The organism is Jiella pacifica (assembly GCF_010500815.1).
GTDB classification, from domain to species: Bacteria; Pseudomonadota; Alphaproteobacteria; order Rhizobiales; family Rhizobiaceae; genus Jiella; species Jiella pacifica.
In genome coordinates this window covers 137,122-150,480 of record NZ_JAAAMG010000013.1, presented here as the reverse complement: position 1 = coordinate 150,480, position 13,359 = coordinate 137,122, and the positions used below count along the sequence as shown (strand labels likewise).

The 13,359-nt window shown below is 67.3% G+C and carries 13 protein-coding genes; 6 read left to right on the top strand and 7 right to left on the bottom strand.

Annotation, left to right across the window (positions count from 1 at the left end):
- Position 1 precedes the first annotated feature (1 nt).
- The 6 genes from GTK09_RS16430 (at position 2) to GTK09_RS16405 (ending at position 4,904) form a co-directional block, all read left to right on the top strand.
- On the top strand, positions 2-1,162 hold the full coding sequence (locus GTK09_RS16430; protein ID WP_163464481.1) for an acyl-CoA dehydrogenase family protein: 1,161 nt from the start codon (positions 2-4) through the stop codon (positions 1,160-1,162).
- The gene (locus tag GTK09_RS16425) at positions 1,159-2,235 is read left to right on the top strand and encodes an HAD-IIIC family phosphatase (protein WP_163464479.1); all 1,077 of its coding nucleotides are present in this window, start codon (positions 1,159-1,161) and stop codon (positions 2,233-2,235) included. Before GTK09_RS16430 ends, GTK09_RS16425 begins: the two co-directional genes overlap by 4 nt.
- The gene (locus tag GTK09_RS16420) at positions 2,232-3,008 is read left to right on the top strand and encodes a thioesterase II family protein (protein ID WP_163464477.1); all 777 of its coding nucleotides are present in this window, start codon (positions 2,232-2,234) and stop codon (positions 3,006-3,008) included. The genes GTK09_RS16425 and GTK09_RS16420 overlap by 4 nt, the downstream gene beginning before the upstream one ends.
- Before the next feature lie 68 nt (positions 3,009-3,076).
- Positions 3,077-3,700, top strand: coding sequence for a LysE family translocator (locus GTK09_RS16415; RefSeq protein ID WP_163464475.1), 624 nt, complete (start codon positions 3,077-3,079; stop codon positions 3,698-3,700).
- Between the two features lie 47 nt (positions 3,701-3,747).
- Entirely contained in the window at positions 3,748-4,233 is a 486-nt protein-coding gene (locus GTK09_RS16410) for an aminoacyl-tRNA deacylase (RefSeq protein ID WP_163464473.1), read from the top strand.
- 335 nt (positions 4,234-4,568) lie between these two features.
- Entirely contained in the window at positions 4,569-4,904 is a 336-nt protein-coding gene (locus GTK09_RS16405; RefSeq protein WP_163464471.1) for a Rossmann-fold NAD(P)-binding domain-containing protein, read from the top strand.
- A 25-nt stretch (positions 4,905-4,929) separates the two neighbouring features.
- Here the strand turns inward: GTK09_RS16405 and GTK09_RS16400 are convergent, their stop codons facing one another.
- The 7 genes from GTK09_RS16400 to GTK09_RS16370 all read right to left on the bottom strand — a co-directional run bounded on the left by GTK09_RS16400 (position 4,930) and on the right by GTK09_RS16370 (position 13,277).
- Positions 4,930-5,211, bottom strand: coding sequence for an usg protein (locus GTK09_RS16400; RefSeq protein ID WP_163464468.1), 282 nt, complete (start codon positions 5,209-5,211; stop codon positions 4,930-4,932).
- Positions 5,212-5,526: 315 nt separating this feature from the next.
- On the bottom strand, positions 5,527-6,255 hold the full coding sequence (locus GTK09_RS16395) for an SDR family NAD(P)-dependent oxidoreductase (RefSeq protein WP_163464466.1): 729 nt from the start codon (positions 6,253-6,255) through the stop codon (positions 5,527-5,529).
- A 150-nt stretch (positions 6,256-6,405) separates the two neighbouring features.
- Entirely contained in the window at positions 6,406-8,391 is a 1,986-nt protein-coding gene (gene fhuB / locus GTK09_RS16390; RefSeq protein ID WP_163464465.1) for a Fe(3+)-hydroxamate ABC transporter permease FhuB, read from the bottom strand.
- Positions 8,388-9,287: an ABC transporter substrate-binding protein gene (locus tag GTK09_RS16385; protein ID WP_163464463.1), complete on the bottom strand. Its 900-nt coding sequence runs from the start codon at positions 9,285-9,287 to the stop codon at positions 8,388-8,390. Before GTK09_RS16385 ends, fhuB begins: the two co-directional genes overlap by 4 nt.
- Complete coding sequence (locus tag GTK09_RS16380) at positions 9,284-10,105, bottom strand: ABC transporter ATP-binding protein (RefSeq protein ID WP_163464461.1); 822 nt, start codon at positions 10,103-10,105, stop codon at positions 9,284-9,286. The genes GTK09_RS16385 and GTK09_RS16380 overlap by 4 nt, the downstream gene beginning before the upstream one ends.
- Positions 10,105-12,309, bottom strand: a complete 2,205-nt coding sequence (locus GTK09_RS16375) for a TonB-dependent siderophore receptor (RefSeq protein ID WP_163464459.1) — start codon at positions 12,307-12,309, stop codon at positions 10,105-10,107. Before GTK09_RS16375 ends, GTK09_RS16380 begins: the two co-directional genes overlap by 1 nt.
- A 251-nt stretch (positions 12,310-12,560) precedes the next feature.
- Positions 12,561-13,277, bottom strand: a complete 717-nt coding sequence (locus GTK09_RS16370; protein WP_163464456.1) for a GntR family transcriptional regulator — start codon at positions 13,275-13,277, stop codon at positions 12,561-12,563.
- Positions 13,278-13,359 lie beyond the last annotated feature (82 nt).

The following is a 13,359-nucleotide window of genomic DNA, read 5'->3' as shown; positions in this document are numbered from 1 at the left end:
GATGTCCCGATCGCTGATCGACATGCCGAGGCATTTCGTCGACCGGGAAATCGCGCCGAATGCCGACCGATGGGACGCGCAAGGGCGGATCGATGAGAGCCTCGTTTCGGCGATGGCCGATGCCGGCATTCTCGGCGTCTTGGTCCCCGAGGCCTATGGCGGCAGCGGCATCGACGCCCTGCGGCTGATGACGCTCGCCCGCGAGATCGGTCGGGGATGCTCGTCGGCGCGCAGTCTTCTGACCGTCCATACCATGGTCAGCCACGGAATCGCCCGGTGGGGATCGGCGGATGTGAAGGCTGCGCTCCTCCCGAAGCTTGCGACCGGCGAATCCATCGGCGCCCTCGCGCTCAGCGAACCCGCGGCCGGCAGCGACGTTTCGGCGATCGAATGCACCGCGCGACCCGATGGTGACGGCCACCGGATCACCGGACAGAAGCGCTGGATCACCTTCGGCCAGCGCGCCGATCTTTTCTTGCTCTTCGCCAAGACGCCGGTTGGCGCGACGGCCTTCGCCGTGCCGGCCCGGACAAAGGGCCTGACCGTGTCCCCGATGGCGCCCATGATGGGAACGCGGGCCTCGATGGTGGCCGCACTCCGTTTCGACGATTGCCGCGTGGGCGCCGAGACGATGGTCGGTCGGCAGGGTTTCGGCCTTGCCGCCGTTGCGGCGACGGCATTGGAGCTCGGCCGCTTCACCGTGGCCTGTGGTTCGCTTGGCATCCTGGATGCCGTCCTCGCGGGCGCGCTCGACCACGCCCGTTCGCGCAGGACCTTCGGACACCGGCTGATCGATCATCAACTCGTCGCCTCAAAGATCGCCCGCATGGGGACCGACGGAGCGGCGGCGGCCGAACTCTGCGAGCGCGCCGCGCGGCTTCGCGATGCTCATCATCAGGACGCGGTCAAGGCAACCTGGATGGCCAAGTACTTCGCATCGACCGCCGCCTTCCGCGCGGCCTGCGACCTGGTGCAGATCACTGCCGCCCGCGGCTGCGAGGACGGCGCGAGTCCCCAGCGTCTGATGCGCGACGCGAAGGTCATGGAGATCATCGAGGGCTCGACGCAGATCCAGGAGATCACCATCGCCGGAATCCTCGATGGGGAGCGCGCCGACGCCGAGCCCCCTGTTCAATCCATCACGACCGGAGCCTTGGCATGAGTGCGACCGAAACGCTCGAGCACCGGAAAGAGAAGGCGAAGAGCGTCAAGCTGGTCGTCTTCGATCTCGACAACACACTCTGGGACGGCACCCTCCTGGAGGATGGCGACGTGCGATTGAAACCATCGATCCTGCCCCTCTTCGAGGAGCTCGACCGTCGCGGAGTCTTGATTTCCGTCGCAAGCCGTAACGACGCCGATCTCGCTCTCGCCAAGCTCGAAGCATTCGGGCTCGTCGACTATGTGCTCCACCCGCAGATCGGATGGGGCGCCAAGTCGCAAGCCGTTGCGACGATCGTGGCGGCTCTCAATCTCGGATTCGATACGGTGGCCTTCGTCGACGACGAACCCTTCGAGCGCGGCGAGGTCCACCATGCCTTGCCCGAGGTTAGGGTGATCGACGGCCGGGCGGTCGAGGAGATCGCCGACCGGCCGGACTTCATGCCGGCGGTGATTACCGGCGAGTCGCGGTTACGCAGGCAGATGTACCGGGCAGAGATCCGCCGCGGCGAGGTCGAGGCCCAGTCTTCCGAGCCCACTCAGGCCTTTCTGAGAAGCCTCGACATGCGTTTTACCATCCTGGAAGCCCGCGAGGAGGACCTTCTGCGCGCCGAAGAGCTGACGCTGCGCACCAACCAGCTCAACACGACTGGCCGCACCTACGACCTTGAGGCGTTGGATGCGATGCGGCTTAGCCCTGACCATCTGGTTCTGGTGGCTCGGCTCGAGGATCGCTACGGCCCCTACGGCACGATCGGTTTGGCTGTCGTCGACATCGACGAGCGCGTCTGGACGATCCGTCTCCTGTTGATGTCCTGCCGGGTGATATCGCGGGGCGTCGGCTCGATCATGATGAACTACATCCGCAATCGCGCCCGCGACGCCGGCGTCGGGCTTGAAGCGGATTTCGTCTCCAACGGCCGCAATCGGATGATGTACGCGACCTACAAGTTCTCGGGATTCTCCGAAATCGCGCGAGACGGAGCCTGCGTTCGTCTCTCGTGCGATCTCTCCGTGCCGGCGGAATACCCCGAGACGGTTCAGCTGTCGCTGCCGCCGGATCGTCCGCGATGAGCGCCGCGCTGCCGCGCCGCGCCGGCCAATGGATCGTCGGAGAAGAGGATCTCGCAAACGCCGATCGCATTCTCGTCTGCTTTCCGCACGCCGGCGCAGGCGCATCGATGTACCGGCCATGGCGTGCGCGGATGCCCGCATCGACCGCCGTTCTGGCGGTGCAATTGCCGGGTCGCGAGACCCGCGCATCCGAACCCTTGATCGACGACGCCCGAGAGGCGGCACGGGCGATCAGTCAGGCCATCGTGACGGCGCGCCGTGGCGAGCGCGCCTGGCCGATGGCGTTTTTCGGTCATAGCCTTGGCGCCCTGGTCGCCTTCGAGACGGCGCGAACACTTGCCGAGGAGGGAGAGCCGGGGCCGCACATCCTCTTTGCAGCCGGCCGCCGGGCACCGGGTCTTGCGCTCTCGCGACCGCTCCTGCACACGCTCGACGACGATGATTTCGTGGCGGCCGTTCGCGAACTGGGCGGCACCCCGCCCGGGATCCTGGAAGACCGGCGTTTCGCCCGCTTCATCCTGCCGATGCTGCGCTCCGACATCGCCATGACCGACGGCTACGTGCTGTCGCCAGGTCCCGACCTCGCGGCACGGATCGTCACCTTGCGGGCGGACGGGGATATCCTGGCAAGCCGCGCCGAGGTCGAAGCCTGGGCCGATTTCGCGCCCGTCGGCCAATTTCGCTGCGTGGTTTTTTCGGGAGACCACTTCTTCGTGCGACATGCGCAACAGGCGGTCATCGATCTCGTCCGGTCGGAATTCTCGCCAGATTGACCACCAGTCCTCGTTGTGATAGCGAATTTTTCTTCTTTTGAGTTGCTCTCTCTTCCCAAGGGCCTTTCATGATCGGCTTCCACCAAGTTCTCGCCTTTGGATTCGCCGCATCCCTCCTCTTGGTGACACCGGGCCCATCCGTCCTCTACGTGACCTCGCGCACCCTCAATGGAGGGGCCCTGGCCGGTGTGCGATCGATCGTGGGACTGGCCGTCGGCGATTTCCTCCAGGTTCTGGCGGTCGCGCTCGGCATCGCTGCGGTGGTCGCCGCCTCCCCGACGGCGCTCCAGGCGCTCAAGCTGGTCGGGGCCTGCTACCTCCTCTACCTCGCCTGGAAGTGTCTGCCGCGACCGGGCGTCACGGCGGCCGAGACGAACGCCGCCGAAACACCGCGACCCGACAAGAGCTTCCGTGACGCCGTCATCGTCAATGGCCTCAACCCGAAGAGCACCCTCTTCTTTCTGGCCTTCCTGCCGAGCTTTGTCGAGCCGACCCATGGGCCGACTTGGCTGCAGGCCCTGTCGCTCGGATTGGTCTTCGTCCTCGTGGGGATCATCACCAATGGGGCCTGGGCTCTTGCCGCGGGCGCGGCACGATCGAGAACGAGCCTGGGGAGCAATGCCATTGCGCAGCACTGGCTGCCCGCGATCGTCCTCATGGGACTGGCCGCCCTGACATTCTGGCAACTATGATCGGGACCGGGACCCGGGGCGGCGGCGAGGCAGGACAGGGGACGACGATGTCCGACACGGGCGACAATACGGCGAAGGCCCGCAGGGAAGCCGACGACCTCGGCATCGCGATGGAGATCATTCCCCACGAGACGAGCGGCAAGGCGACGGACGACGCCGCGGCGGTCTTGGGCGTCGATGCGAGCCTCATTCTGAAGATGATGATCCTCGTCGACAAGAAAAGCGGGACGAATGTCGGCGTGCTGGTGCGCGGGAACGAGCGCATCGACCAGAAGAAGTTGCGCGGGGAGACGGGTCTGAAGGGCCTTCGTTTCGCCAGTCCGGAGGAAGTGACGGCGATTACCGGCTATTTCATCGGCGGCGTCCCGCCGATCGCACTTCAGCATTGCACCCGCCGGATCGTCAGCAAGCGGGTGCTGGAGACGGGTTATGTCTACGGCTCCGGCGGCAGTGAGTTTTGCGCAATGAAGATCGCGCCCGCGGAACTGTCGAAAATCCCGGATCTTGCCTTTGCCGATGTCGGCTCGCAGTGACCGGTCTTTCGAGCGCCGGGCGACAAGGTGGAATCCGTGTTTGTGGACGACCCGGCGATCCGGGAGGGAATCGGCAGCATCTGACGCGAACTTATCGCCGGACACTCTAGGGCCGGGTTTGCCGAGGCTTGGCGCGCGCCCTGATCTCGGGGACGTCCCAACCCACGAGCGTCACGGCTTGGAAGCTGGATACGCCTGTTGTCTCGGTGCGATATCGGCGGCGTCTTGCCTCGATCCTCGACTGATGATCGGATGGCGCGTTCTTCCCTCGGGACGTGATGAGGGGGCTCCGAGGGGCGAGGCAGAGTGAAATCATGGGCCACGGACCGAACGGCATGCCGAAGCATCGGCTGGGCATCATCGGCTTCGGCGCCTTCGGCCGATTGACGGCCCGCCATCTGCAACCGCATTTCGACATCGTCGCGCACGATCCGGCGCTGACGGCGGATGACCTGCCGAGCGATCTTCGCGTCAAGCTTGCGAGCCTCGCCGAGACGGCCGCCTGCGGGATCGTGGTTCTCGCGGTCCCCGTCAGCGCCCTCGCCGGGACGATCGATGCCATCGCGGCGGATTCCTCTATGCCGTATCCGTCACGATCCTCCTGCGCAGGATCGCTCGGTCAACATGACGTCTCGGACGGACTCCGAGGGTCGATCGCGACCTGTCGTTGAAGATCTGCATGCCGCTCGTGAGTTGTTAATGGAGCCGCCCGGCGTCCTTTACCAGGCGGATCTCCCGCGGCGCGATCAGACCTTGATGCATCACCCGGACGGAATGGATGATTGCCTCGATCTCCCGCTCCCAATGGTCGAGAAACCGCTTCAGACGCGGATAGTCCGGCGCTAGATCCTCGAACTGCCACATGAATGTCTGCAGCAAGGTCGGGTGGTCCGGCATGCGATAAAGCACTTCTGCAGATGTGAGGCTGTATCCTTCCAACATCCGGCAGAATGAAGCATCGACGGTTCTTCTGGTCATCGGCACACCCCTTCGACGAGCGGCGGCCGGCGAGCGGCCGACGCTTGGATTTCGCGTCCCGAACCTTCCTGACACGATGACAGGCAAGTGGAACGACAGACCAATGCTGCGCCGTGAATGCTAACGACGCGTTAACCGCGCCCGTGACACAGACGCCGGTTTCCCGAATAATGCCGATGGCTCGCCGTACCGCAAGCGCCGAAATGCCGCATTTGGTTTCAGACGTTGTAGCCGCACAACAAAACGGCATCGCGCCAGACGATCAGCCGCCCTGCTTTGCCTCGCCCGCCCGAGAGGCTCGGGGCGACAAAACGACTAGCTGCGCATGACGCGGATGGACGAGCGGCCGCCGTCGACGCCGATGACCTGCCCGGTGATCCAGGACCCGGCCTCGGTCAGGAGCAATTCGGCCATGGCTGCGATGTCGTCTGGCCTGCCGAGGCGCGGGAGGGCGTGCATCCTGGCGATCGCCTCGGCGATCCTGGCGTTGCCGGCGACCGTCTGGCCGAGCGGTGTGTCGACCAAAGAGGGCGCGATGGCGTTGACCCGGATCTTCGGCGCGTATTCGGTGGCGAGGGTGCGCGTCAGCCCGACGACGGCTCCCTTGGCCATGGCGATCGAGGCGTGGGCGGCAAAGCCCTGCTCCACGGCGACGGTCGAGAAGAACAGGGCGCTCGCGCCCTCTTCCGCATCGAGCAAGGCCGGCGCCGCCGCCTGGAAGGCGAGCGCCGCGCCGACGGCGTTCAACCGGTAGTCGGTGAGGAAGTCGTCGGCGGTCGCCTTCGGGAAAGGCTTCAGATTGATCGAACCCACGGCGTAGACGAAGCCGTCGAGCCGCTCCGGCAGCTCGCGGCCGGCTTGTTCGATCGCCTGCGGGTCCATCACGTCGCAGAGGATCGTCTCGGCGGAGAGTTCCTCGGCAAGCCGCCGAAGTTCGTCGGCGTTGCGGCCGGCGAGCACGAGTTCGTGCCCTGCCCGCGCCAGTCGCCACGCGATCGCCGCGCCGATGCCGCCATTGCCCCCGAAGATCAGATGCCGTCCCATGATGTCCCTTCGTGCCTGCGGATCGCCCGATCCTCGAGTCCTGAGCCGCGATGCGCCATGCCAGAGCTAAGGCACGCATTGCCGAAGACAGCCACCCTGCGGCGAAATGCCGACCCTTATCAGTCAGGAGCCGTTGCGCTGGAAGGAGGCTCAGCGCGGCTTTCGAAGCAGCATTGCGACGAGATAGGGCCCGCCGACGAGGGCGGCGAAAAGGCCGGTCGGCAGCTGATAGGGAAAGGCGAGGCTGCGCGCGGCGGTGTCCGTCGCGATCATGATCGCCGCGCCGAGGAGCGCGGCGCCGAAAAGCTGCTCCTTCGGCCGGGCAAAGCCGATGCTGCGGGCGAGATGCGGCGCCATCAGTCCGACGAAGGACAGCGGCCCGACGGCGAGCGTCGCCGCCGCCGTCAGAATCGCGGCGAGCGTGACGAGGAGGCCGCCTGCCCGGGTCGGCGACAGGCCGAGACTGCGCGAGGTGACGCCACCGAGGGACAGCACCGCCAGCCAGCGATGGGCGAGGACGGCGAGCGGCAGAAGCAGGACGGCCAGCGCGGCTTCGGCGAGCGCCAGGCTGGAGGTCACCCGCAGCGTCGAGCCGCTCATCCAGTCGAGCAGCCGCGAGGCTTCCGGCCCACCGCGGGCCATCACCAGCGTGACGCCGGCGCCGGCCAGCGATGCCACCGCGATGCCACCGAGCAGCAACCGCTCCGGCCCGAGCCGCGCGGCGCGGGCGAAGACGAGGATCGCGGCGAGCGCAGCCAGCGATCCCGCCCCGGTGGCGAGCAGCATGGCACCGGTGCCGGCGAAGGGTACGGCGACGAGCAGCACCGCCAGCCCGAGCCCGGCGCCGGAGCTGATGCCGAGCACCTCGGGGCTGGCGATCGGATTGGCGGTAAAGCGCTGCAGGACGACGCCGGCGACGGCGAGCATCGCCCCCGCAGAGGCACCCGCCAGCAACCGCGGCCAGCGCAGCGGCATCAGCGCCGCAATGGCGGCCGGATCGGTGAGGACGCCGGCGCCATCGGGCATCAGCAGGAGCGAGACGAGCGCGGCGACGAAGGTCAGGACCGCCAGCCAGAGGAGCATCGCCCGCGGCTGGGCCAGCCGCCGGAACGACACCGCCATCGGCACGGTGGCACGTTGCGGCAGGCGCGGCAGCAGCCAGAGGAGCAGCGGCCCGCCGACCAGCGCCGTCACCGCGCCGGTGGCGACGGTGGTGCCGGCCACGGCCTCGATGGCGAGAACCACCGCGTCGGTCGCAAACAACAGGACGGCACCGACGAGCGGCGCGGCGAGAAGCAGCGTGCCGGGCGTCCGGGCGCCGGAAAGCCGGGCGAGATTGGCCGCCATCAGGCCGACGAAGCCGATGATCCCGGCGAAGGCGGTGACGGTGGTGGCGAGGATCGTCGCGACGAGGACAGCGGCGAGCCGGATCGCGGCTGTCGAGACGCCAAGGCTCTTCGCGGTTTCGTCGGACAGGCCGAGCAGCGCCAGCGGCCGGCGGAGCAGGAACGCCGCAAGTCCGGCGGCGACCAGCAGGCCGATGAGCACGGCGTCGTTGCGCCAGCCGGTCTGGGCGAGCGCGCCGCCGCCCCAGAGATAGAGCGACAGCATGTAGTCGCCGCCGGCAAGGATCAGCGTCGCCGAGAGCGCCCCGCAGACCAGCGAGACCACGAGACCGCAGAGGATCATCGTGACCGGATCGTAGTTCCGGTTGCGCGCAAGGACGAGCACCAGCAGAAGCGCACTTCCGCCACCGATGAAGGCGACGACGCTGCGCGCCTCGGCGATCAGCGTCGGAGCAAAGAGCGTGGCCGCGCCGAGGGCGAGTTGCGCCCCGGCTCCGACCCCGAGCGTCGAGGCATCGGCGGCGGGATTGCGCAGGGTCCGCTGCAGAAGCGCGCCGGCCAGCCCGAGCGCAGCGCCGCCGAGAAGGGCGAAGCCGCCCCGCGGCAACAGGCCATAGGCGAGATAGTTACCCGCAAAGCCCGGAGCCAGGCCCTCCAGCGAATGCCGGGCCGCCAGCGCGAAGACGGCAAGGCAGGTGAGAAGCAGGAGCAGCCACAGCCCTGCCGCCACCGCGCCGGGCAGCCGGACCGGCAGTCGCGGGGACGCCGTGTCGCTCTTTGGCCGGCTCATGCGGGCGCACGACCTTCGGCCGCGAGCAACGCCGCCGTCACCAGCCGGGCGAGCCGCAGCGCCGCCGGCAACGCGCCGAAGGCGTTGCAGGGAGCGATCACGGCGAAGCGCCCGGCTGCGACGGAGGGCAGAGCGCGCCACAGCGCACCGTTCCTCATCTCTGTTTCGGCATCCGAGGGAACCGGGCCGACGACGATCAGAAACGCCTCCGGATAAGCCGCCAGCGCCTCGATGCCGACCGGGGCGGCGGCGCTGTAGCGGGTGCCGCCCGCCCAGGCATTGGTGAGGCCGAGCTGGGCGAGCGTCTCGCCAAACAGCGAGTCGGCGCCGTAGACGCGCACGTGGTTGGCGTCGCCGACGTCGACGAGGAGGACGTCGCGGGTGCCGATGCTAGCAAGCCGGCGGCGACGAGTGGCAAGTTCCGCCCGCGCGCCCGCCACCACTGAGCGGCCGCGCCCGGCAATGCCGAAATCCTCGGCGAGGGCCAGCGTCATCGCCTTGATCTTGTCTAAAGGCGGCTCGCCGGGGACGAACAGTTGGAACGTCTTGAAGGGGGCGATCGCCTCGATCTGCGGCGCGGCCCAGGCGCTGTAGTTGCTGCCATAGACGACGCCGGGCCGCAAAAGCGCCAGCCGCTCGAAGCTAAGCGCGCCGCGCAGGCCGAGATCGAGGACCGTGTCCGGGATTTCGGGTTCGACGGCGAGCCGGCGATAGAGGATCAGTTCCGGCGCCGCGAGCGGTACGAGGCCGAGGGCGAGCACGGTTTCGAGCAGCGCCCAGTCGACGACGGCGAAGCGACCGCTCGCGGCAGCGCGCGCGGCGCCGGGCGAGACCGCCGACGCTGCGAGCCCCGCCAGCAATGCGCGCCGACTGATGTGCCCCGGCCAGCCGATCATGCGACGTAGCCGATCGGCGCGCCGGTCCCCGGCTGGCTGAAGACCCCCATCCGGACGCCATAGATCCGTTCGAGCATCTGCGGCTCGACGATTTCAGCCGGTGGCCCGTCCGCGACGATCTTGCCACCCTCCAGGGCGATCAGCCGGTCGCAGGTGCGCGCCGCCATGTTGATGTCGTGGAGGACGATCACGACGGAATGATCGTGGTCGTCGCACAGCCGTCGGACGAGTTCGAGCATCTCGGCCTGATGGGCGACGTCGAGGGCGGAGGTCGGTTCGTCGAGGACGAGGCAGCGCGCCCCTTGCGCGATCATCATGGCGAGCCAGACGCGCTGCCGCTCGCCGCCGGACAGCGTCTCCACCGGCCGCCGCGCGAATTCCCCTGTTCCTGTGCGGACCATGGCTTCCTCGATCGCCACCTCATCGTTCGCGCCGAGCCGCCCGAGGGGCCCGTGATGGGGATAGCGGCCGAGGGCGACGAGTTCGCGCGACGTCATGCCGTCGGTGGGCGGTGGCGTCTGCGGCAGATAGGCTAGCTGCCGGGCGAATTCGCGTTCCCGGTAGGCGTCGATCGGGCGGCCGGAAAAACCGATGTGGCCGCTGCGTGGATGGGCCTGGCGCGCCAGGAGCTTGACGAGGGTCGACTTGCCGGAGCCGTTCGGGCCGATCAGCCCGTGCACGCGCCCCGGCTCGAGCATCAGGTCGAGGTCGTCGAGGATCGTGCGGCCGGAGATCTCGAAACCCACACCCTCAAGCTGGAAAAGCGGCGCCCCCTGGACGCCGCTCCCCGCATTTTCTGCAGTCTCGGTGGCCGTCATCAGAAGCTGAAATGCGCCTTCAACAGCCCGCTCCGACCCTCGCCATAGGCGCAGCTGGCCGCGCTCTGGCAACCCGAGACATATTCCTTGTCGAAGACGTTGTTGACGTTGAGCGAGACGCCCCAGCTCTCCTGCTCGTAGCCGAGCTTGACGTCGAAGACCGTCGCGTCCGGCACCTTCAGCGTGTTCTCGTTGTCGGCGTAGCTGTCGCCCTGGTAGCGGATGCCGGCGCCGGCGGTGACGCCCTTCAGCTGGCCGGAGGGGACGGTGTAGTTGACCCAGGCCGAGGCGAGCACCTCCGGGATCAGCCAAGGGCGATTGCCGACGATGGCCTCGTCGGCGTCCTCGGTGATTTCAAGGTCGTAGGCGGTGAAGGCGCCGGTGACGTTCCAGGCCTCGTCGAGGTTGACGCTCGCCTCGAGTTCGACGCCGCGCGAGCGCACCTCGCCCAGCGCCTCGGTGATGAAGGCGCCGTTGACCGTGCGGTTCTGCAGCGTGTTGCGGCGGGTGAGATCGAACAGCGAGGCGGTGAAGCTCGCATCGAGGAAGGTCGGCGAGTATTTCAAACCGACCTCGTACTGCTCGCCGGTCTGCGGGCCGACAGGCTGGCCCGCAGTGTCGGTGCCGATCTGCGGCTGGAAGAAGCGCGAGGCGCTGACATAGGGCGTCAGGCCATTGCCGAATTCATAGGCAAGGCCCGCCCGGCCGCTGGCGGCGCCGTCCTCGCGGTCATAGTCGTTGTTCAACGCGGTCCGGTCGTCCCGGTCGATCCAGACATTGTCGTAGCGACCGTTGAGGGTGAGTATCCAGCCGTCGCCGAACTTCGCCTGTTCCTGGGCGTAGAAGCCGAGCTGGTTCATGTCGACGATCTCGTCGAGATAGGGGGCGTAGAGCGCGCCGAGATTGTCGGTGTAGTTCGGGTTGATCGGGTCGAGCTGGTCGGCCGGACCTGTCGCCTGCCACTGGTCGATCCGGTAGTATTTGTAGTCGATGCCGGCGAGCAACTGGTGGTGGACCGCGCCGATCTGGTCCTCGAAGACGATCTGGTTGTCGGTCTCGAAGAGATCGGCCTTGGTGTCGTGGGCGAAGTTCAGCCGGTTGAGCGTGTTATCCGTGGTGTCGAAGTCATACGGGTACGGGCCGTATTCGTTGCGCTCGACATGGAAGAGCCGGGTGTTGGAGCGCATGGTGATCTGGTCGGTCAGCGTCTGCTGCAGATCGTAGCCGATGCTCGCCTGACGCGATTCGAAGCTGTCGAGATCGGGTTCGCTGTAGAAGAGATCGCGCGGGATCTTGCCGTAGGGCGCCTCGGTCACCGTGCCGACATAAGGCCAGAAGCCGCCGGTGTGCTTCTGATCGTCGTACTGGTAGGTCGCGTAGAGTTCGAGCCGGGTGTCGGCGTCGGGTTCGTACAAAAGGCTCGGCGCCACGACGCCGCGGAAGTTGTCGGCATGGTCGGTCTGGGTGTCGCCGCCCTTGACGCGGCCGACGACGCGGTAGCTCCAGGGGCTCGCCTCGAAGAACTCGTCGCCGATGTCGAAGCCGACATAGCCGTTGGGATCGTCGGTAACACCCGTCTCGACATAGCCGTGATGGGCGCCGTCGGCGCGCTTGGAGATCTCGTTGACGATGCCGCCGGCATTGGAGCCGCCGTAGAGCACCGAGGCCGGCCCGCGCAGCACCTCGATCCGGTCGAGCAGAAACGGATCGACGGTGATCCCGGCAAAGGCGTATTGGAAGAGCTGCAGCCCGTCGAGGAACATGCCCGACTGCGTCGCGTCGAAGCCGCGGATATAGACCCAGTCGGTGTCACTGTCGGAGCCGAAGGGCTGGGCGAAGACGCCGGGCGTGTAGCGCAGCGCCTCGTCGACTTTCTGGACGCCGCGGTCGTCGAGTTCCTTGCGGGAGACCACCGACACAGCCTGAGGGATTTCGGCGAGCGGCGTCGCGACCTTCGCACCCGCCGTCGCCTCGCTGGCGACGTAGCCGTCGACCGGCGCAGGGCTGGCAAGTCCAATCGATCCGACGGTCGTTCCCGCGCCGTTTCCCTCGCCGCCGATGACGACCTCGTCGAGCCGGACGACGGACTGGGCGAGAGCCGATTGCATGGCCAGCGGACCGAGCCCCGCCATCGCGAGGACAGTGCTCGCCAGGGCGCGCCGACGCAAGGGCTGTCCGGTGAGACGGTGAGGAAACTGATACATGGGAAACCCGCGACTCGAGAAATGCCGAGAAAGCGGTAATCGACAAAACATGATCAATCGAGTCATGTTTATTCCCGCGAGAGTCGTTCCCCATCGGGTGTTGCGTCTTTGCAGCGCATGGGACAGGCGCTCGGAGCCCTGCCTTCGATCTGGCAACGACTCGCGCCGCCACGGCATGGACGATCGGCCGCCCCGCCCGCGCCGTCGCCTTGGCCGGGCCTGCGCCCTCCCCGTAGCCCGCCGCCGCAGCTTCAGCTCTGGGGCGAGACAGCCGAAATGCGGCGCGTCAGATCGGTCGACAGAATGGTGCCCGCGATGCGGTTGCGGAACAGCTCCACATGCTGGCCCGCGAGGCGCTCCGCCGCGTCGGGATCACGTCCGGCGATCGCCGCGAACATCTCCCGGTGATCCTTCATGGTCGCCGCGAGATGGGTTTCCAGGCGCTCGTCCAGCCCTTCGTGCTCGGAGAAGGAGACGTAGCCGATGCGCAGCCCCTCGACCAGGCTACGCCGGTAGGAGGCGGCGAGAAAGCTCGACCGGGCGGCATCCGCAATGGCCGAGTGGAAGTCGTAGTTCACGTCGGCGACGATCTCGCTCTTCAACGCCCGCGCCCCCTCCTCGAAGGCGAGCATGAAAGCCTCGATCCGTTCGAGATCACTCTCCTGGCGGCGATGGGCGGCGAGCCGCGTCACGCTGCGCTGGAGAATGTCCAGCGCCTCGAAAAACGCCCGGAGATCGCCGATGCTGAGCGGTGCGACGCGCGCGCCCCGTCCGCGCGTCGAGGTTACGAGACCCTCGGCCGTCAGCCGGATCAGCGCCTCGCGCACAGGTGTCCGCGAGACGGCGAAGCGGCTCGACACGAAGCTCTCGTCGAGGTCCTCGCCAGGCTTCAGCACGAGGCGCAAAATCTCCTGGCGCAGGTCCCTGTAGACCCGTTCGCTGCCCGGCTCGGCGGCTGTGTCGCTCATCGTTCGCCCTCGTGTATTCGGTCGGAATGCGGCCCCGTTGACAATCTGTATACAAGCAGCATACGCTTCTGACAAATAAACA

Coding starts and splice junctions, on each gene's coding strand:
- GTK09_RS16430 (WP_163464481.1), top strand. CDS start 2: ATGTCCCGATCGCTGATCGACATGCCGAGGCATTTCGTCGACCGGGAA.
- GTK09_RS16425 (WP_163464479.1), top strand. CDS start 1,159: ATGAGTGCGACCGAAACGCTCGAGCACCGGAAAGAGAAGGCGAAGAGC.
- GTK09_RS16420 (WP_163464477.1), top strand. CDS start 2,232: ATGAGCGCCGCGCTGCCGCGCCGCGCCGGCCAATGGATCGTCGGAGAA.
- GTK09_RS16415 (WP_163464475.1), top strand. CDS start 3,077: ATGATCGGCTTCCACCAAGTTCTCGCCTTTGGATTCGCCGCATCCCTC.
- GTK09_RS16410 (WP_163464473.1), top strand. CDS start 3,748: ATGTCCGACACGGGCGACAATACGGCGAAGGCCCGCAGGGAAGCCGAC.
- GTK09_RS16405 (WP_163464471.1), top strand. CDS start 4,569: ATGCCGAAGCATCGGCTGGGCATCATCGGCTTCGGCGCCTTCGGCCGA.
- GTK09_RS16400 (WP_163464468.1), bottom strand. CDS start 5,211: ATGACCAGAAGAACCGTCGATGCTTCATTCTGCCGGATGTTGGAAGGA.
- GTK09_RS16395 (WP_163464466.1), bottom strand. CDS start 6,255: ATGGGACGGCATCTGATCTTCGGGGGCAATGGCGGCATCGGCGCGGCG.
- fhuB (WP_163464465.1), bottom strand. CDS start 8,391: ATGAGCCGGCCAAAGAGCGACACGGCGTCCCCGCGACTGCCGGTCCGG.
- GTK09_RS16385 (WP_163464463.1), bottom strand. CDS start 9,287: ATGATCGGCTGGCCGGGGCACATCAGTCGGCGCGCATTGCTGGCGGGG.
- GTK09_RS16380 (WP_163464461.1), bottom strand. CDS start 10,105: ATGACGGCCACCGAGACTGCAGAAAATGCGGGGAGCGGCGTCCAGGGG.
- GTK09_RS16375 (WP_163464459.1), bottom strand. CDS start 12,309: ATGTATCAGTTTCCTCACCGTCTCACCGGACAGCCCTTGCGTCGGCGC.
- GTK09_RS16370 (WP_163464456.1), bottom strand. CDS start 13,277: ATGAGCGACACAGCCGCCGAGCCGGGCAGCGAACGGGTCTACAGGGAC.